The sequence below is a fragment of the Brachyspira alvinipulli ATCC 51933 genome (assembly GCF_000518245.1).
In the GTDB taxonomy this organism is placed as follows: domain Bacteria; phylum Spirochaetota; class Brachyspiria; order Brachyspirales; family Brachyspiraceae; genus Brachyspira; species Brachyspira alvinipulli.
The window spans coordinates 1-18,321 of the sequence record NZ_KI912402.1 but is presented as its reverse complement, the minus strand read 5'-3'; the positions used below and the strand labels follow the sequence as shown (position 1 = coordinate 18,321).

Sequence of the window (18,321 nt, the reverse complement as noted above, 5' to 3'; positions counted from 1 at the left end):
TTAATTTTTTTAGTTTACATAATTTTATATAAATAATAGGCTTTTATAATATGATAAAAAACACAATAAAAATTATTTGCTTTATAGCTATATTTATTACATTGCTCTGGTTTTCAAGCAGAGTTTTAAGGTTTAAAAATGATAATGGTATATATCAAGGCGACAGTTTTTATGAACAGAAAACTAATAGTATAGATGTTCTATTTTTAGGAAGCAGTCATGTACATTATAATATTAATCCTGCCATACTTTACAAGGAATATGGAATTGCTGCATATAATTTTACATCAGGAAGTCAGCCTATTTGGAGTACTTATCATTATTTAGTAGAAGCATTAAAATATCAGAATCCTAAATTAATTGCATTAGAATCTTATATTGTATCAGCAAGCAGAACTAATGTTGTAGATTATCAAATTGTAGCAGCCACCTATGCATTAAAATGGTCAAAAAATAGAATAGAATCTTTAAAAGTAACTGCTGCAGAAAGATTTGATGAGTTTATCAATCCAATGTACAGATATCATAACAGATACAAAGATTTAAAAGATGAAGATTTTATACCTTATGCTAATAATTATAATCATTATAAATATTTCAAAGGATACTCTTTTCATCAGAAAACATTTCCTGTTAAAAGACCTAATATAGAAAATATTAAAGATACTCTGCCTTTACTTGAAGAGCAGGAAACTTATTACAGAAAAATATTGGAATTAGCAAAAACAAATAATATACCTATTGTTGTAATAGCTTCTCCTTTTCCTATGACTGATGATGAAGCTAGGCATTTCAATAGAGTTGGAGAAATTGCCAAAGAATATGATATTCCTTTTATGAATTTCAATATGCATTACGATGATTATGATTTGGATTTTTGGAAAGATTATAATGATGCAGGACATTTAAATTATAAAGGCGTTCAAAAATATACTTCTTTTTTAGGTAAATATTTAAAAGATAATTTTGATTTGCCTGACAGAAGAGGAGATACAAATTATGATACTTGGGAGAAAAATGCTTTATATGAGTATAATAAAGTTTATGATATGAATTTGAGAGATATAGAAAATATACATGATTATATAACTAAAATAACTAATCTCAATGATTATACTATAGTAATTAATATGCTTGGAGAATATACTACAAATGATGATATAGTAAAGGGCTTATATTCTAATTTTAATATAACTAATGAAATGTATACTAATAATGTCTCTTATGTTATAGATAAAAATAAATTAGTATTTTCTTCAATGGGTGAAACTAATTATATTTATCATAAAGAACTTAATAAATATAATGATTTAGTAATTGACAGCGGAAATAAAATTATGATAAGCAGAAGCAATTTAATAAAAACAACAAATGGAATTAACATAATAGTTTATGATAATATAACTTCCGAGGTAGTTGATTTCTTTGATTTGCCTTATACCAACGATTCTATAAGAGAATCAATAGAGAGAGATTATTAATTTATATCAAAAAATTAACTTTTTTATTTATATTTTATAAATTTTTGTTATATTATAATTACCTATTTAATTATAGGTAAAACGAATGAAAAAAATTTTATTAATATTTATATTAGCAATTATAAATGCATCATGTTCATCTTCAGTTATGAATCCTGATAATAATACAGAAACAACAAATCCGTCAGAACCAATAAACCCTCCTGCAATTGTACCTCAGCCTATTTTAGATGCTGAAGCAATGAAGTATGGAATAGATATATCTCAAGATGATAATACAATAAAAGAGCAAATAGCAACTAAAATGGAAGAGTACAAAAAAGATAAAGGTCAATATAAAGTAATATTTATAGAAAAACCGAAAGCTGAATATACTCAGAAAAGTTCTCTTGCAAAGTTAGTATTGGATGCAGCATACCAATTATCTATTTATTATAAAAATGTAGAAATAGATATTAGTAAAATTTATTTTGATGAGAGAAAGATAAAATCTTCAATGTTTAAAGGATTTCCTAGTTATGCTGATTGTACAATAACTTTTACATTCCCAGAAAATAGTATAACTGTTATAGAGGGCAATGCTTTTTCTCTTTTTGGCAAACATTTTAAAGAGATAGTTATACCAGATTCTGTTATTGGTATTAAGGCTTATGCTTTTCAGGTAGATAATAGTCTTAGCAAAGTAACATTTGGTGTAAATAGTAAACTTGAATATATAGAAGATTTAGCATTCTCTTATTGTCCAATAAATGAAATAGTAATACCAGCATCAGTTACTTCAATAGGAGCAAATCCATTTGGAAATTCTTTAACTAAGGTTACTTATTTGGGAACAAAACCTAATACTATAAAAAATAATAGAAATGTATTTTCATCTTATGATAGTATTCAAACTTTATCAGTACCTAATGCAGAAGATATAACAGATCCTGCTTGGAAAACTTTTTTAGGCGGTAATTTTCAAAATATTACAAAATAATTATTAATTAAAAAGCCTTTTATCCTCTTTGAATTTTTTTCTTGAGGGATTTCTTTCTGCTCTGTATATTTTATTTTGTTTGAGTGAATAAATACTAGACCAAATAGTATCTATATGTTTTTTTCTATCATACTGACATATAAAACCATATTTACCAGATAATAAATTCTTTGCAAAATCCAAATTATATTTTCCTGATGCATTTTTTAATGTATTATACCTTTCATTAGAATAAATATCATCATATAAATCTGTTTGATATTCTATCATAACATTGCTCGTAAAATGATTTGTTGTAAATACATAATCATTCTCTATCACCTCTACCCTATCGCAATTACATTCTATTAAAAATATATCCCCATTCTTATCCGCTAGAATTATATTTTGTGCTGAAGATATAGGTACTTCTTTTATAAAATTTAAAGCCTCTTTTGAAGTTTTGCATTTTTCTAGAATATATCTAATTATCATACCAGCATTTAATCCGTAATTTATTTTTGTAGGATAAACAAAAGTCAAAGCACAGGCAAGAGAATTTTCATTTACACCATCTTCCATTTCTATGAATGCCGTAGTATTTCCTACAAATGAATATGAATTATCTAATCTGTAATAAGTGCTGTCGCAATACTTTTCTATATCTATTAAAAAATCGCTATTCTTTGCAAGTATTACATCATCATCTGTTTTGAAAGCAAATGAAGAGCATTTATTTTCAAATGTAAATGCATACATTGTAAATAAAAAACTGCATATTTCTTTATAATCTGATTTTATATTATTAGCATTCAATCCGTCAGACATACCTTTTATTTCTTCTATTATCTCTGGAAAAAATTCTTTATATATTAGGAAAGCATTTTGAGCAAACTTTCTTCTCTCTTCTGATATAATTATTTTACTTAACGGAGCTATACCATTTCTTGAAAGTATACTTCCGTATTTAAATCCCGCTTTATAATGATCGCCTTTAAATCTTGAATGATACATAAAATTCCTTTTTTGAATTTATAGTATATAAAGGCTAGCATAATAAAAATTTTAAGTAAATATGAATAAAAAATTTTTCTTTTATTTGAAAAGGCTATGATATAAAATCAAGTTTGCTGATGAAACATTGCGGTAATATTGCAGTCAGTACAAATTTCTATAAATAAAGTACCTTCAGCCATAGATTCGATAGTATGCCATTGAATTTGCATTAAGTATTTCATTTTCTTTCCGCAGCTTGGACATTTCATATATTCCCAGTCCTGAACCCAATTAGCAAATCCGCCTATTGTATTTAAAGTATCATCGAATGCACCATAAAACAAAGGAACTTCGTTTTTTGAAAGTACATAATTATTATTATGCATTGAATTTAATTCTTCTTCCTCTATATAATTTTCTTCAGAGGGATAATAATTTTCAGATGTTTTATCGAAAGGAAGTATTTCGCTTCCTCCTTTTAAATCATACTTTGAATAAGTAGTATTATAAGTTACGCAATTAGGACAGCATGAAGCTTTTATTATACCATCAACACCTATAAATTTAAGTCTTTCATCTCTGCCGTCAATAATAGCCATATCCATAGTTTTGCATCCGCATTCGGGACAATTTTCATCTCTTAACAAAGCTATTTTAATAGGGCTCTTTTCTTTTTCTTCTTTGCAATTAGCTTTATCTAAATAATAACATTTATCGAAATTTAATATTTGTCTTTTTTTATCTTTATCAAAAGTCCAGCCTGCACATTCAGCATAAATGGAAGGATCAACATAAAGCTTCTTTCTCCATTCTCTTGGATTCATTTCAAAATCGTATAAACAATCAAGTGCAGTATCATCTCCCTGCATAGCTAAACATGATAATAAATTGGCTCCTTCAGAATAATCTTTAGTTGCTTTTATTCTTTTTATAAGTTCATCTCTTATTTCTTCGCTGGCTTTATAATAAAATACTTCAGGATAATAAATTTTTTTCTCTAATGCTTTTTTGGCTATATCTTTTAAATCTATATTTCTATATGCAATTAAATCATAAATGTAAATACCGTTTAATAATTCTTTATCAACATTTTTTTCTTTTAAATCTTTTACATATTTGCTTATTATTTCTTTTATCTCATCATCAGTTAAAGCAAGAGTTCTATTTCTCTCCTCTTCTGCCTTACATTTAAAGCATAAACCTTTATAACCCAATTCTATTCCGCATTTATCGCATTTATGTTCAAGCATATATACTCCTTAATTATAATAGCTTCATATATAAAATAGGAAAATTATTTCCCAACTCATCATATTCACTTCTATTATAAACCCTAAATCCCATATGTTCATAAAATCCATAAGTATTTATATTCTGCTCATTTACAGATACTTCATTAATATTATAGTTTGATATTCCATATTCTATTAATTTCCTCCCAATTCCATTTCCTACCGCATCAGGATCCAAAAATAACATCTCTAATTTCCTATCATCTATTCCCATAAATCCTATAAATTCATTATTAATACTTACAACTATTAAATGCTTTATAACTATTAATGCCTGCTTTACATATTTTGCTATATTAACAATATCATTCTCAGTTAAAAACAAGTGGCTAGCCCTTACAGATTTTTCCCATACAATATATAATTTATCTATAGAGTCATCATCTCTTTTATTTAATTCATATATATACATAATAAACCTATAAATCATAAAAATTATTTACAATTATTACCCATATTATAAAAAAATCAACATAGATTATTATAAAAATAAAGTTATCATAATATTGATATAAAATTTTTTTAATTGTATAATAGATTCATGGAAGTTAACATATTTACAGATAATTTAAAGACTAAAATATACGGAAAAAATACTTTATTATTTGAATCATTGGAAAGTACCAATAAAAAAATGATAGAAGATTTAAATAATAAAATAACCTTAGAAGAAGGAACAGTTTATATAGCATTAAAGCAAACGTCAGGAAAAGGAAGTTATGGAAATACATGGCAGTCTGATAATAATTTAGGTTTATGGTTCAGCATACTTGTATATTCTCCTTTTAAAAAGGAAGCATTAAGTTTTTTACCTGGTATTGCTTTAACTAAATATTTAAGAGAGAAATATAATATAGATGCCCATGTTAAATGGCCTAATGATGTTTTGGTTGGAAATAAAAAAATATCTGGAACTCTTATTCAAATTACTCCTGTTAATGATAAAAATGCCTGCATAATAGGCACAGGTGTTAATTTATATCATCAGGAAAAAGATTTTGCTAATGATATAAAACATAAAGCTACTTCATTATTCATGGAAATAAAACAAAATGTACAATTAGAAAATTTTTATAAAGACTTAATTTATTATTTTGAAGAAATATATACAAGCAATAAAAGTTTGACAGATTATTTTAAAACATACAGTAAAATGATTGGAAAAACTATAAAAGCTGTAAAGGATAAAGAAGAAATAAAAGCTTTGGTGAAAGATATAACCGAAGAGGGATATTTAATAGTAGAAGTTAATGATAATACAGAAACTTGGATATCAAGAGCTTCTTTAGATATAGATACAAATTATTAAATAAAAACTTAATTAATGGATGTGATTATGAGAAAACCGATACCATATAAAAAACCAGAAGAAAAAAAACCAGTTAATAAAAAGAAAATAGTATTTCTTGTTATAGTAGAAATAATAGCTATTATATTGGCTATAGTGACAACTGCTATCATATCATTATTATTCGGTATAACACCATATATAAGTGCTGGTATAAGTGCTGTTATACTTGTTGTATTTAGCGTATTCATAGCTAAAGAATTTCTTTTGGAGAAAAAATAATAGCAAAAAAATTACCTACCATATTAAATGGGGTTTATATGGTAGGCACTTAAGAAAACATATGATAAAAAATAAAAACAATCTGATATATAGTATACGATATATAAAATTATTGTCAATAGTAAAAAATCAAATTTATATATATAAAAGCTGCTAATTCTATATATAGCAAAACATTTTCTACATAAGAATATAAAAACACTTTTTATTAAATTAATGTATATAAATTAAAAATCATAAAAAAAGGAATTACTATAAAAGCAATTCCTTTTCATAAATATCTAATTTTTATTTAAGCATTAACTTACTCATTCTGCTTGCAAACAGTTTAGGATCTTCAAGAGGAAGCCCCTCAAGTATGCATGCCTCATCATAAAGAAGTTCACTGTACTCTTTAAAAAGCTCAGATACTTTATTAGCCTGATATTCTTTTTCCATAGCTTTGAAAACCTCATGAGAAGTATTAATCTCTAATACTCTTTCCGGCTTCATTCCAAATAAATTGTTACCTGTTTCAGCAAGAACTTTAGCCATATTAAAGCTGATAGAATCCTCTTTATTTGATAAACATACAACACTTTCTTTAAGTCTGTTAGTTTCTCTTACATCAGCAACTTTGTCGGCACCTAATACTTCTTTTATAGCATTAAGTATATCTTTGTTTGCTGATTCCTTATTTTCATCTTTGTTTTCAGAATCTTTATTGTCTGCCTGAAGTATAGAATGAAGTTTAGTACCATCAAACTCTCTCATCATGCTAACCATAAATTCATCTACTCTGTCAGTGAAATAAAGAACTTCATATCCTTTATCTTTCATACCTTCCATGTGAGGAAGCTTTTCTATAGCAGATTTATCTTTAGCAGCAGCATAGTATATAAACTCCTGACCTTCTTTCATTCTTGATTTATATTCTGCTAATGTTGTATATTCATCATCAGCTGTATTTGAAGATTGGAATAATAAAAGATTAGCCAATTTATCTTTTTTACTGAAATCAGAATATATTCCTATTTTTATAGATTCGCCGAACTCTTTAAAGAATTTCTCATATCTCTTTCTGTCATTTTTGAGTATATTTTCCAAAGCATCTAAAACTTTCTTTTCAACATTAGAAGCTATTCTTTTTAATTGAGTGCTATGCTGTAAAATCTCTCTTGAAATATTAAGCGAGAAGTCAGGAGAATCAACCAAACCTCTAACAAATTTTAAATATTCAGGAAGCAAATCTTTACACTTGCTCATTATAAATACATTTCTTGAATAAAGCTCTAATCCTCTTTCAAAATCCGGATGTAGGAAATTGAATGGAGCTTTTGAAGGTATAAATAAAAGTGCCGTATATTCTATAGTACCTTCTGCTCTTGTATGTATAACTTCAAAAGGATCAGCATAATCATGGAAATGCTCTTTATAAAATTCATTATACTCTTCAGGCTTAACATCACTTTTTGACTTCTGCCAAATACTAATCATAGAGTTAACAGTTTTTTCTTCATATTGCTGAATTTCTTTTTCATCTTTTTTAGGTATAGGCATATCCATAACTATAGGATAATGTACATAGTTTGAATATTTATGTATTAAACTCTCTAAAGTGTATCTGTTGCAGTAATCATCATCAACAAAACCGTCTTCTTCTAATTTCTCATCTTTTCCTTTTAATTTTAATTTTATAGTAGTTCCTCTGTCAGTTTTATCAATATCTTCTATAGAGTAAGAACCATCTCCATTGCTTTCCCAGCGAACGCCTTTTTCACTATCAACATGTTTTGTTTCTATTACGATATCATCAGCAACCATAAATGCAGAATAAAAACCTACTCCGAATTGTCCTATTAAATCTATTCCGCTTTCTTTTGATGCTTCTTTATCCTTTTGTATTCTTTCTAAAAATGCTTTAGTACCGCTTCTTGCTATAGAACCTATATTATTGATAACATCTTCTCTAGTCATACCGATTCCGTTATCTTTTATAGTTAATATTCTATTCTGCTCATCTACTTCTATTTTTATTCTTAAATTATCTATATCAGTGTATTTATCTGTATTTGTTATAGATTCAAATCTTGCTTTATCCAAAGCATCACTTGCATTTGATATAAGCTCTCTTAAAAATATTTCTTTATGAGTGTATATAGAATGCACCATTAAATTTAATATTTGTTTAGTTTCGGCTTCAAAATTAAGTATTTGTTTTTCTGCCATAATAAACTCCTTCATTTAGTGTTTAAAATTTCTTTAAAGGTTAAAGATTAAAATATAAAAGTATTAAAGTGAATATATAAAGTCTAATAAATATAAAGTCAAAATTATAAAAATTGAATGCCTCTATAATATAACAAATAATAAAAAAAATCAAATATTTAACAAAAATAATATTCAACAAACACAATATATTACAATATTGATTTTTTCATTTTTTAGTTTATAATATATAATTAATAATTTTTTAATAGGTTTTAATATGAAAAGTAATTTAGTAAAAATATTAATATTTTTTAGTATAATATTTATCTCATATAAAATAGTTGAGTTTAGCTTAATTTTTGGAATAATAGTTTTTATTCTATTTTCTTTAATATTTGTCGCCTTGATTTCTGATATTAACAAATTTAGTGCAAAAAATGTTATACTTGAAGTATTAACATTTTTGCTTATATTATTTATATCTTATAAAATAAGCCAATATAAAATATGGTTTGGAATAATAGTTTTTATTATATCTTCCTTAATATTCTGCGGAATATATATGGATATTAATGAAAAATATGAAAAAAATAAAAAATTAGATAAAGGTAAAAAAAGCAAAAAACATTCTTCGGATGGCTTAGATGATGACTCATATTATAAAGGTTTTGATATAGGAGAAGAAAAAGATTATAAAGATAAAGATGAAGCTGCCTCAAGATTCAGAGCAATAAAAAAAGAAATAGATAAATTAAGAGAGAAAGAAATAGAATTAGAAAAAAGAGAAAAAGAATTGGAGGAAAAAGAAAGAGATGCTTTGAATAAAGCAGCAGAAGCTGAGGCTATGAAAGAAAAATTAAAAGAAAAAGAGCAAAGAATAGAAGAAATGCTTGAAAAAATAAGAATGGAAAATGAAGAAGAAACTAAAAAAGATAAAATAGCTGTTACAACCGCAATTAATATAGGAATAAGATTAGTTGAAAAATTTTTAAATAAGCTAAAAGACCTAAATGAAAAATACTCAGAAGGTACTCATTTACATTTTGCTGTTACTCTTTATGAGTTTACAGAAGTTGAAGAGGAATTAAAAAATAGTTATAATATTATAAAAAATAGTATCGAAGAATATGGCTATCCTTTTACTATATGGCTGGAAGAAATAGACAAATATCTAAAGCTTTATTCAGAAAATAAGGAATACTGTGCCTATGATAAAGCATATAAATACTGTTTATTAGCATTGGCTTACTGTTATAGTTATGCTATTATGATAAATATAATTATTATACGTGAAAACGGAACATCTTCAGAAGAAAGGAAAACTGAATATGAAGAAAGTTCATATAGAGACATTCCAAAAGAATTTCAAAATGAAGACGGAACTTTAGCTAATTACTATCAAATTTTGTGGGAAGATGAGTATATAGAATCAGAATATGAGAAATATGTAACTTACACAAGAAAAGATATAGATAAGCAGTATAAAGAAATGGCTAAAAAATACCACCCTGATAAGCATACTGATGATAAAGAATATGCCGAAGCAAAATTCAAAGAAATACAAAATGCTAAAGATATGTTATTTGAAAGAAGAGATGAGTACGATGAAATATATTTAGAATACTTTAGAAAAAAATATTATTAAAATATAAATAATTTTTAGGAGTTTTATATGTCAGAAAAAAAGAAATTAATTATACCTGAATTAAAAAAAGGAAATTTATCTATAAATACAAATAGTAAATTAAAGCCGGTAAATTTAAATAAGCCTAATATATCTAAAATATTTGATGAAGAAAGCAGTATAAAAAAAGAAATAGAAAGAAATACAAAATTTGATTTGCTTTTAATAGGCGACCTTACAGGTTCTATGGAAATGTATAGAGAAGTATTAAAGCAAAAATTTAAAGAAATTTCAAAAACATTATTTAAATTGATAGATAATTTAAGTATAGGAATAATATTTTATTTAGATCATGGATGCGGAGACCCATATATAACAAAAGTACATAAACTTTCTAAAGACATAAATTCTTTATTTAATTTTATCAAAGACACTCCAAATGGATACGGAGGAGATGAAGATGAAGCTGTAGAAGATGCTTTAAATGATGCACTTAATATTAATTGGAATAATGAAAGTATAAAATCTATAGTATTATTTGGAGATGCCAGACCTCATCAGCCTAGCGAATGCCCGTATAAACTTGATTATTTTAAAATAGTAGAAAAACTTTATAAAAATAAAATCACTGTTAATACTGTTTATTGCAAAGATGTTGATGATGTTGAAAATTTATATAAAGCAGATATAGGAGATTTTTCTAAAAGAGTATCAAATTTAAATAATGGAGAGTTTTTTTCTTGGACAGCAAATGTTACAGGAGGAATTGCCATAGGTATAAACAATATTGATGATATAGTAGATATAATTCAAGCAATGGCAGCAAAAGATGCTGGAAAAATAGATGAGCTTGAAAAAGAAGTAAAAAATAATATTGCATCAATAAAAATACCTGTATTAAAAAAGATAAAAGAACAATCTATAAAAATAGAAGAAAAGAAAAAAAATCTAGGTATATCAAACAAATAATACAAAAAATATAATTATTTTATAAATAAATGTTTGATATATAAAAAATCAAATACCTTATAATATTTAAGAATTATAATTTTTTATCTTTTCTATCCAACTTTTATATTCTTCATCAGATATTTCATCTAAAATTTTAACATAAGGATTAAGTTTCTGATGCACTTTAGAAAAATAATTCATATTCCATTTTATAGGATTATTCCACATTCCTTCGCTGTCCATAATAATTATACGCGTTCCATCTATATCAGGTATTTCTTCAGGAGACATATCTCCATATATTATGTTAATTAATTCTAATTCTCCGTTTTCATCTTCTATATTATATTTTCCGTCCTTTTGAAGAGCATAAATTGTATAATACTGCTGATGTGCCTGTGACTCTACTAATTCCTTAGGGTGCTCTGTACCTATCGCTATATTATATACATGATCATCAAATTCATAATTCTCTATTCCATATCTTTTTAACAGATTTTTTTTGTATAGCTCGCTTTCCAATAAAGTAATAAGATAATATCCATTACTCATATCTGATGCTTCTATATAAAATCCTCTCTCAGTTTTTCTGCTTAATACCAAAATCTTTGTTTTTACACATGCCTCAATTCCTGCATATATATATGATAAAGCAGGAATATAAACTTCTAAATATTCAACATGTTCAGTTAATCCTAAATCAATAAAATATTTTCTCAAATTATGATTAGAACATATAACAGTCATAATAGGTGCTATCATCATATCAATACCAATAAATGCTTCTAATGGTTTATAATCCAATCTATACATTATATCTATGTTAATTTTAGCAATATCATCCTCTGTAAGTTCATCTTCATCTACATTATAAAGCTGAGAAGCATTTTCTATAAATCTGCATGCATTATCAATGTTTTTAAAAAATAAATCTATGATATCCTTTCCTATTTTCTCATCGGCTGTTTCATAATGAAATAATGAATGTCCTACAAAATTAGCAGCATAATATGACTTTAATATGTCCATATTACTTAATTCATTTGATATTTCTCTGCATATTTCTAATTCTTTATCATGATTGTTTTTAACATATTCTTTAAGATTTAAAAATTTTTCATTCTGAGATATTAATTTTTTATTTGCAACCTCATCAATATTAGATTTTTCTTTAGCATAATCAATATATTCTTTTACCGCAGTTTCCATAGCAATAATTTCTCCTAACATTTTTATTACAATATTATATCATAAAAATTGAATATAAGGTATAAGCAGAACCAGCAGTATAGAATAAATCAGAGCAGGCAAAAAATCTCCTGTTTTTATTTTGGCAAGCTGTAATAAATTAATGCCAATCATCATAACTGTAGCACCTCCTACTGCAGAAACTTCTGTAAGCATAGTTTCTGATACATAAGGCTCCAAAAAAGATGAAAGCACAGTTAAAGTTCCTTGATACAAAAATATACTAATTATAGAAAAAGACACCCCAACTCCATAAACTGTAGACATAAATATAGCCACAAATCCGTCAATAACACTTTTTGTGAATATTAAATCATATACCCCTTGCGTTCCAGCCTGAAAAGATCCAACTATAGCCATAGAACCTGAACAAAAAAGTATAGATGAGGTTAAAAATCCTAATGCAAAATTACCAGAATTTTCTTTAAGAGTAAACTTTCTCTTCAAAAACTCCCCAAAATATTCTATCTTTTCCTCTACCCTTATAAAAGTTCCTGTCAATCCTCCAAGCATAATTGATATAGCAAATATTAGTATATGTTTTGTAGTTATTGCCATCATAATGCCTATAGTAAGAGATATGATTCCAGCTGATACAAATACAGGATTTTCATATCTTTTGGAAAGTTTATTTTTAAATATAAGTCCGATAAGTGAACCAATTAATACAGCTATCATATTTACAAAAACAGCTAACATAAATAAATCCTAACACAAAATTAATTGGAAATAATATAATATTTGTTTACATTTTTATCAATAGTGCTTTGTATATCTTGACTATTTATTTTTTTTATATAAACTATAAAAAGCGGGTTTGTTTATGGTTGATGTTATATTTCATAGTAAAAAACTAAATATATTCTTAATAATCTTATATCTTTTAATATCGTATACTTTATATTCGCAAAATGACCCAGCAAAACCAACGTTTCATGAATTTATGGATAAATATTCTGCTTATGATGAATATATAAAAAATGATATAGACTTTTTATCAAAAATACCATCAATACAAAAACTTTGGGAAAATACATATAAATATATAGAAGGTCTTGGTTCTAGTAACTGGCTTGCCATAATGAAAGATCCTTCTAAAATATACAGATATACTGATAATAATGATGTTGCTTTTCTTTTGGGGGCTTCAAGCGGACTTGCATACCTCTATGAAGGTAATTTTGATAAAATGAATAGCTTAATAGATCAATTAAAAAGAAAAATAAATATGAATGCAGCTTCTGGAGATAATTACGGTATTATAATACCGCTGCATTATCCTCTTGGTACTATAGGTTTGGGGACATATATAAATTTTCAGCTGCCTAATAAAAAAAATGAAGGAAAAGGATATTGGCATGATATGCTTAATGCTTTAGATCAAATACCAATACCATATATACAATTATCAACTCAGATAAACTGCTGGACTGCTCCAATGTCAATAGGGCTTAGATTTGCATTTGCACCAGGGTTTAAGGAACTGTACAGGCCATTTATAGAAGATATTGAAGTAGATTCAATAGCATATCATGCTGGTTTGGATTTAAAATTCTTTGTTTATAGAGATAAATACTTTTTTGTAGATACCAGAGCTGATTTTAATTTTGATATGGGAGAAATTAATCTAAATGTAAGAGATAAAAAATTCTTTTTTGAAGTTCCTATAGAAAATGCAGTTAATAGCGGGGTCTTATTCAATTCAAGTACATATATGGGAGGTAAATGGACATCCTTTTCTTTAACCCCAAAAATAGTTGGAGGATTTAAATTTAAAGAAAAAGTGCCATATATAGATTATTTTGCAATATATGGAATATTAGGGGTTGATTTAATATACGGATTTTATCAGGGAGGATATAATATAAATATAGGCGATATGAGTTTAATATCTCCAAATAATCACAATGACCCAAATTATATTATAAAAACATCTCACCATGATCAGGATTCTGGAAGCGGACAATATTTTGCTTATGATATAAGGCTAGGACTAAATATAGATATTTTTTATCAATCAATATCCATTGAATACGCCTTTTTATCAAAGAGTTTTTCAATAATGTTTATGCTGTTTGTATATAGATTTGCAGCTGAGCCGAAAATATAGGAGTATGATTACATGTATAAATATTTACTAATATTATTATTGATTGCATTGACTTCATGTAAAATGAAATTTTTAGAACCAGATGTTATAACTGAAGATCCCAATTCATACTACCTTACAGGCGATTATATTGATTTATCTAAAGTTCAATTAACACCTCAAATAATGGAGCAATATTTAGCAAATGGAAACGGATATATGTTATGTTTTAAAGGTAATTTAACTACTGACAATCTTGATATCATAATTGATTATGTAAAAACATCAGATAAATATATATATATTTAGATTTAAAAAATTGTACTGGCAGAACAACTATGAGAGACGGCAATTTTGCTGATTTAGAGTATTTAGCAGGAATAAAACTGCCTCATGATGTTCATGATATGGAAAAAGAAATTTTTAAAAATTGCATTAACCTTACTAATGTAGTACTTCCTTTATCATTAAAAGGTATAAGAGATTATTCTTTTCAAAATACTCAAAAGTTAAAAGAAATATATATACCGGATACTATAGGATATATGTACCAATATGCATTTAAAAACTGCAGTTTAGAAATTTTATAATGCCTGACAACTTAAAAAGATTAGGAGTTGAAGGATTAATGGGAGCTTTGAATCTAAAAATAGTAGTAGTAAATGAAACTTTTGAATGGTTCAGAGCAAGATGTTTAGTTGATACTCCTAAATTGGAAACTATTATATATTATGGAACTGAAATTAGCAAAGTTGTCTTTGAAGGTAATTCTGTTTTTTCAGGAAAGCCTGCAAAAGCAATAACATTATATTTGCCTAATGCAGCAAGAGGACAAACTGATTTCAGCAGATGGGGAGGATACAATTGGGAAGATGTAAAATATCAAGGCGAATTTGATGTTGATGAATTATTAGCTAAATATAAGGAAGCTACAGATTCACAATGAAAAATATTTTAATTTAATTATGAATCAAAAAAATTATAATTTAATAATAGTAGTATGATTTTTTATTAATAGAGCAAACTTTTATTCTAAGACTTCTATTATATCTGCAATATTAAATTGTCCTTTATAATAAACTTCTTTCCAATTATATTTAGCCCAAGTTTCTGTAGTATATAACACTCCTCCCTTTGTGGTTTCCTTATACCCGTCAAAATTTCCAAATATAATGTCATTTGTCCCGAAGGTATACCTTCCCAAGCATCTCCATTATTAGCACCTGTAAAATCTAACCTTGAACCGTAATGTACTACATGCTTAAGATTTTTCACTCCAGCAAGCATACGCGGATACATTGTATTAAAATCAGGGCCTAAAACTATAACTTCAAGAGAAGTGCAGTTATCAAAAGCATTATTTCCTATAGCCTGCATAGTTGAAGGAAAATAAACTCATGTAAGATTTTGTACATTCATAAAACTTGAATCAGACCATCTTTTATCATTTCCGCTAAAAACAACATTTTCTGCATATAAAAAACATGTGTATCAGGTTTTTGTCTTAAACAATTTGCTATGCTAACTATTGTATTTTTGTCTATAATTCCCCTAATTCCTAATCTGCTCCCTCCGCTTCTGTTTATTGCATCATATATTACAGGACATTGAAATGGTCCTCCATTATTGGCTGCAGGCAAATGTATTTGATATACAAAAAAATTTATCTTGCTCGCCTCTTCAAGTGCATTATCAGGTCCCAAATATTGAAGATTGCATGATAAAGCAGCAAATGAAATAATACTCATAAAAACTATACTCTTCATTTTCATAAATTAATCCCATTCATATTATATTTTATACACTTATACATTTTCAGTTATTTGTATAAAAAACAATATTTTAAAAGTTACTCCAAAACTTCTATTATATCTTCAATATTAAATTGTCCTTTATAATAGACTTCCTTCCAAGTATATCTAGCCCAATTTGTAGTAGTATATATTTTTCCGCCTGAATTAGTTTCTTGATAACCGTCAAAATTTCCAAGATATAATGTCATTTGACCTTGAGGTATTCCGTCCCAAGCATTTCCATCTGTAGCACCTGTAAAATCTAATCTTGAACCATAATATATCACATACTTAAGATTTGTTACTCCTGCAAGCATACGGGGATACATAATTTTAAAATTAGTACCTAAAACTATAGCCTCAAGAGCTGTACATTTATCAAAAGCATTCGTTCCTATAGAATCCATACTTGATGGAAAATACACACCTGTAAGATTTGTTACATTTGTAAAACTGTAACTCGGCCATCCTTTATCAGATTCATTTATAATAACATTCTCTGCATATAAAAATACTCTTTTATTAGGTATTTTTCTTAAACAGGCTGCTATACTAAGTATTGTAGCTCTATTAATTATTCCTCTAATCCCTAATCTGTCTCCTCCGCTTCTATCTATTGCATCATATATTACAGGACATTGAAAAGCTCCGCCAGCATTGGATGCAGGCAAATGAATTTGGTATATAAAAAAATTTATCTTACTTGCCTCTTCAAATGCATTATCAGGACCTAAATATTGAATATTACAAGAAATAACTACAACTAAAATAATAATTATAAAAATAACAATACTTTTTATTTTCATAAATAAAACTCCTTTATAATTTGGGTTCTCCAACAAATCTATAAACAAAAGGTATAAACATAACTGAAAAACTTTTTGAAAATATTGCATATTCAAATGATAAAGACTGATAAAATATATCAATAGCGGCACCAACCCTTATATCATAAGTAAAATAATTATCTTTTATTGATATTTTAGGCATACTTGCACTAAATTCATAAGTTTGATTATTAATATTTTCCGTTATGCTATTTATACCAAATTCAGAATTAGAATCCATAGAAGTATATATTAAATCCACTCCGACAAAACCATATATAGCAAAATAATCTATATAAGGAACCTGATCCTTTAATTTTAATCCTCCTACTAATTTAGGAGTTAAAGCAAAACTAAGCCATTTACTCTTAATATCAGCTGATGTTGAAAAATATGCTCCTGTATATGTACTATTAGCTGAATTGTGTATTTGAAATATATTTCTATCATTCATAAACCCTAAATTAAACTTTCCGTAATCTACATTGAAATCTGCTCTCGCATCAACAAAAAAATATTTATCTCTATAAACATAAAATTTTAAATCCATAGCAGCATGCAATCCGAATGTTTCTATCTTTGTATCTTTAACAAAAAGATTATAAAATTCACTATAACCAGGCATAAATGCAAATCTAATCCCTATAGACATAGGTGCAGTCCAGCAATTAATAGAAGTAAAAGCTTCAATATATGGAAAAGGAACTTTATCTATAGAGTTTATAAGTCTTGCAAAATCATTCTCATAGCTTAATGAAGTTTTTTTATCTTCAAGCTGAAAGTTTAAGTAAGCCCCAATTCCAATTGTGCCTAATGGATAATGCAGAGGAATTATTAATCCGTAATTATCTCCAGAAGCGGCATTAAATTGTATTTTCCTTTTAATTTTCTGCTCTATGACATAACCTGCTGACATATTAAAATTATAAATATCATATAGGAATTCTATACTAGACATAAGAAGTATTACATCAGAAGATTCAGGATACTTTTCTATTAGTGACGGATTATTAATTACATCTGTCCAAAAATCTGGATTAATATCTTCTATAAACAATTTTGTATTATTAAAAAAATTTATTATATATTCATTTTCTGAAATATAATCAATATATCCTTGATTATATTGATTTTTCATCTGAAAATATTTTGTTATGAATTGATTATATTCTATATTTATATTCTGCGAGAAAGCTTGAGGAGAAGCTAAATAAATAAATAAATAAATAAATAAATAAATAAATAAATAAATAAATAAATAAATAAATAAATAAATAAATAAATAAATAAATAAATAAATAA

At 26.4% G+C, this 18,321-nt stretch carries 20 protein-coding genes; 10 read left to right on the top strand and 10 right to left on the bottom strand.

Features of this window, described 5'->3' with window-relative positions; all coding sequences use genetic code 11:
• Nucleotides 1–50 precede the first annotated feature (50 nt).
• Together T324_RS0104890 and T324_RS0104885 are read left to right on the top strand one after the other, a co-directional pair.
• On the top strand, nt 51–1,481 hold the full coding sequence (locus T324_RS0104890) for a hypothetical protein (RefSeq protein ID WP_028329208.1): 1,431 nt from the start codon (nt 51–53) through the stop codon (nt 1,479–1,481).
• Between the two features lie 85 nt (nt 1,482–1,566).
• Complete coding sequence (locus T324_RS0104885; protein ID WP_028329207.1) at nt 1,567–2,460, top strand: leucine-rich repeat domain-containing protein; 894 nt, start codon at nt 1,567–1,569, stop codon at nt 2,458–2,460.
• 3 nt (nt 2,461–2,463) lie between these two features.
• On the opposite strand, the gene T324_RS0104880 is transcribed toward T324_RS0104885, so the two are convergent.
• From T324_RS0104880 to T324_RS0104870, 3 genes are all read right to left on the bottom strand, one after another.
• A complete protein-coding gene (locus T324_RS0104880; protein ID WP_028329206.1) occupies nt 2,464–3,453 on the bottom strand; it encodes a C45 family autoproteolytic acyltransferase/hydrolase in 990 nt (329 codons plus the stop codon).
• A 107-nt stretch (nt 3,454–3,560) separates the two neighbouring features.
• Complete coding sequence (locus T324_RS0104875; protein ID WP_028329205.1) at nt 3,561–4,685, bottom strand: hypothetical protein; 1,125 nt, start codon at nt 4,683–4,685, stop codon at nt 3,561–3,563.
• Nucleotides 4,686–4,698: 13 nt separating this feature from the next.
• The gene (locus tag T324_RS0104870) at nt 4,699–5,139 is read right to left on the bottom strand and encodes a GNAT family N-acetyltransferase (RefSeq protein WP_028329204.1); all 441 of its coding nucleotides are present in this window, start codon (nt 5,137–5,139) and stop codon (nt 4,699–4,701) included.
• 129 nt (nt 5,140–5,268) lie between these two features.
• On the opposite strand from T324_RS0104870, the gene T324_RS0104865 reads away from it, so the two are divergent.
• Nucleotides 5,269–6,036: a biotin--[acetyl-CoA-carboxylase] ligase gene (locus T324_RS0104865; protein WP_028329203.1), complete on the top strand. Its 768-nt coding sequence runs from the start codon at nt 5,269–5,271 to the stop codon at nt 6,034–6,036.
• Nucleotides 6,037–6,063: 27 nt separating this feature from the next.
• Complete coding sequence (locus T324_RS0104860; protein WP_028329202.1) at nt 6,064–6,297, top strand: hypothetical protein; 234 nt, start codon at nt 6,064–6,066, stop codon at nt 6,295–6,297.
• Between the two features lie 288 nt (nt 6,298–6,585).
• Here T324_RS0104860 and htpG read toward each other — a convergent pair whose 3' ends face one another.
• Nucleotides 6,586–8,505, bottom strand: coding sequence for a molecular chaperone HtpG (htpG, locus tag T324_RS0104855; RefSeq protein ID WP_028329201.1), 1,920 nt, complete (start codon nt 8,503–8,505; stop codon nt 6,586–6,588).
• 259 nt (nt 8,506–8,764) lie between these two features.
• Between htpG and T324_RS0104850 the strand changes: the two genes are divergently transcribed.
• Together T324_RS0104850 and T324_RS0104845 are read left to right on the top strand one after the other, a co-directional pair.
• On the top strand, nt 8,765–10,132 hold the full coding sequence (locus T324_RS0104850; RefSeq protein WP_028329200.1) for a J domain-containing protein: 1,368 nt from the start codon (nt 8,765–8,767) through the stop codon (nt 10,130–10,132).
• Between the two features lie 27 nt (nt 10,133–10,159).
• A complete protein-coding gene (locus tag T324_RS0104845) occupies nt 10,160–11,080 on the top strand; it encodes a VWA domain-containing protein (RefSeq protein WP_028329199.1) in 921 nt (306 codons plus the stop codon).
• A gap of 66 nt (nt 11,081–11,146) precedes the next feature.
• Here the strand turns inward: T324_RS0104845 and T324_RS0104840 are convergent, their stop codons facing one another.
• Nucleotides 11,147–12,271, bottom strand: a complete 1,125-nt coding sequence (locus tag T324_RS0104840; RefSeq protein ID WP_028329198.1) for a hypothetical protein — start codon at nt 12,269–12,271, stop codon at nt 11,147–11,149.
• A 39-nt stretch (nt 12,272–12,310) separates the two neighbouring features.
• Nucleotides 12,311–13,009 (bottom strand): DUF554 domain-containing protein, encoded by a 699-nt coding sequence (locus T324_RS0104835; protein WP_028329197.1) that lies wholly within the window; start codon nt 13,007–13,009, stop codon nt 12,311–12,313.
• Nucleotides 13,010–13,133: 124 nt separating this feature from the next.
• Here T324_RS0104835 and T324_RS0104830 point away from each other — a divergent pair, with 124 nt between their 5' ends.
• Genes T324_RS0104830 through T324_RS18420 form a run of 4 tightly spaced genes read left to right on the top strand, consistent with a single transcriptional unit; the run spans nt 13,134 to nt 15,345 of the window.
• Nucleotides 13,134–14,420, top strand: coding sequence for a hypothetical protein (locus T324_RS0104830; protein ID WP_245580636.1), 1,287 nt, complete (start codon nt 13,134–13,136; stop codon nt 14,418–14,420).
• Between the two features lie 12 nt (nt 14,421–14,432).
• Nucleotides 14,433–14,708, top strand: coding sequence for a hypothetical protein (locus tag T324_RS18430; protein ID WP_245580635.1), 276 nt, complete (start codon nt 14,433–14,435; stop codon nt 14,706–14,708).
• A gap of 29 nt (nt 14,709–14,737) precedes the next feature.
• A complete protein-coding gene (locus T324_RS18425) occupies nt 14,738–14,989 on the top strand; it encodes a leucine-rich repeat protein (protein ID WP_245580634.1) in 252 nt (83 codons plus the stop codon).
• Nucleotides 14,989–15,345, top strand: coding sequence for a hypothetical protein (locus T324_RS18420; RefSeq protein ID WP_245580633.1), 357 nt, complete (start codon nt 14,989–14,991; stop codon nt 15,343–15,345). The genes T324_RS18425 and T324_RS18420 overlap by 1 nt, the downstream gene beginning before the upstream one ends.
• 98 nt (nt 15,346–15,443) lie before the next feature.
• On the opposite strand, the gene T324_RS18415 is transcribed toward T324_RS18420, so the two are convergent.
• From T324_RS18415 to T324_RS0104810, 4 genes are all read right to left on the bottom strand, one after another.
• Nucleotides 15,444–15,776: a hypothetical protein gene (locus tag T324_RS18415; RefSeq protein ID WP_245580632.1), complete on the bottom strand. Its 333-nt coding sequence runs from the start codon at nt 15,774–15,776 to the stop codon at nt 15,444–15,446.
• Nucleotides 15,777–15,814: 38 nt separating this feature from the next.
• Nucleotides 15,815–16,171 (bottom strand): hypothetical protein, encoded by a 357-nt coding sequence (locus T324_RS18410; RefSeq protein ID WP_245580631.1) that lies wholly within the window; start codon nt 16,169–16,171, stop codon nt 15,815–15,817.
• A 77-nt stretch (nt 16,172–16,248) separates the two neighbouring features.
• Entirely contained in the window at nt 16,249–16,998 is a 750-nt protein-coding gene (locus T324_RS0104815) for a leucine-rich repeat protein (RefSeq protein WP_028329195.1), read from the bottom strand.
• A 13-nt stretch (nt 16,999–17,011) separates the two neighbouring features.
• A complete protein-coding gene (locus T324_RS0104810) occupies nt 17,012–18,157 on the bottom strand; it encodes a hypothetical protein (RefSeq protein ID WP_028329194.1) in 1,146 nt (381 codons plus the stop codon).
• Between the last annotated feature and the right edge of the window lie 164 nt (nt 18,158–18,321).

What these genes read in the sequence shown, in the direction of transcription:
- T324_RS18410 (WP_245580631.1), bottom strand. Translation starts at nt 16,171, where the DNA reads ATGAAAATGAAGAGTATAGTTTTTATGAGTATTATTTCATTTGCTGCT.
- T324_RS18425 (WP_245580634.1), top strand. Translation starts at nt 14,738, where the DNA reads ATGAGAGACGGCAATTTTGCTGATTTAGAGTATTTAGCAGGAATAAAA.
- T324_RS0104865 (WP_028329203.1), top strand. Translation starts at nt 5,269, where the DNA reads ATGGAAGTTAACATATTTACAGATAATTTAAAGACTAAAATATACGGA.
- T324_RS18415 (WP_245580632.1), bottom strand. Translation starts at nt 15,776, where the DNA reads ATGCAGGCTATAGGAAATAATGCTTTTGATAACTGCACTTCTCTTGAA.
- T324_RS0104845 (WP_028329199.1), top strand. Translation starts at nt 10,160, where the DNA reads ATGTCAGAAAAAAAGAAATTAATTATACCTGAATTAAAAAAAGGAAAT.
- T324_RS0104835 (WP_028329197.1), bottom strand. Translation starts at nt 13,009, where the DNA reads ATGTTAGCTGTTTTTGTAAATATGATAGCTGTATTAATTGGTTCACTT.
- T324_RS0104880 (WP_028329206.1), bottom strand. Translation starts at nt 3,453, where the DNA reads ATGTATCATTCAAGATTTAAAGGCGATCATTATAAAGCGGGATTTAAA.
- T324_RS18420 (WP_245580633.1), top strand. Translation starts at nt 14,989, where the DNA reads ATGCCTGACAACTTAAAAAGATTAGGAGTTGAAGGATTAATGGGAGCT.
- htpG (WP_028329201.1), bottom strand. Translation starts at nt 8,505, where the DNA reads ATGGCAGAAAAACAAATACTTAATTTTGAAGCCGAAACTAAACAAATA.
- T324_RS0104885 (WP_028329207.1), top strand. Translation starts at nt 1,567, where the DNA reads ATGAAAAAAATTTTATTAATATTTATATTAGCAATTATAAATGCATCA.
- T324_RS0104875 (WP_028329205.1), bottom strand. Translation starts at nt 4,685, where the DNA reads ATGCTTGAACATAAATGCGATAAATGCGGAATAGAATTGGGTTATAAA.
- T324_RS0104850 (WP_028329200.1), top strand. Translation starts at nt 8,765, where the DNA reads ATGAAAAGTAATTTAGTAAAAATATTAATATTTTTTAGTATAATATTT.
- T324_RS18430 (WP_245580635.1), top strand. Translation starts at nt 14,433, where the DNA reads ATGTATAAATATTTACTAATATTATTATTGATTGCATTGACTTCATGT.
- T324_RS0104815 (WP_028329195.1), bottom strand. Translation starts at nt 16,998, where the DNA reads ATGAAAATAAAAAGTATTGTTATTTTTATAATTATTATTTTAGTTGTA.
- T324_RS0104810 (WP_028329194.1), bottom strand. Translation starts at nt 18,157, where the DNA reads ATGAAAAATCAATATAATCAAGGATATATTGATTATATTTCAGAAAAT.
- T324_RS0104890 (WP_028329208.1), top strand. Translation starts at nt 51, where the DNA reads ATGATAAAAAACACAATAAAAATTATTTGCTTTATAGCTATATTTATT.
- T324_RS0104870 (WP_028329204.1), bottom strand. Translation starts at nt 5,139, where the DNA reads ATGTATATATATGAATTAAATAAAAGAGATGATGACTCTATAGATAAA.
- T324_RS0104830 (WP_245580636.1), top strand. Translation starts at nt 13,134, where the DNA reads ATGGTTGATGTTATATTTCATAGTAAAAAACTAAATATATTCTTAATA.
- T324_RS0104860 (WP_028329202.1), top strand. Translation starts at nt 6,064, where the DNA reads ATGAGAAAACCGATACCATATAAAAAACCAGAAGAAAAAAAACCAGTT.
- T324_RS0104840 (WP_028329198.1), bottom strand. Translation starts at nt 12,271, where the DNA reads ATGGAAACTGCGGTAAAAGAATATATTGATTATGCTAAAGAAAAATCT.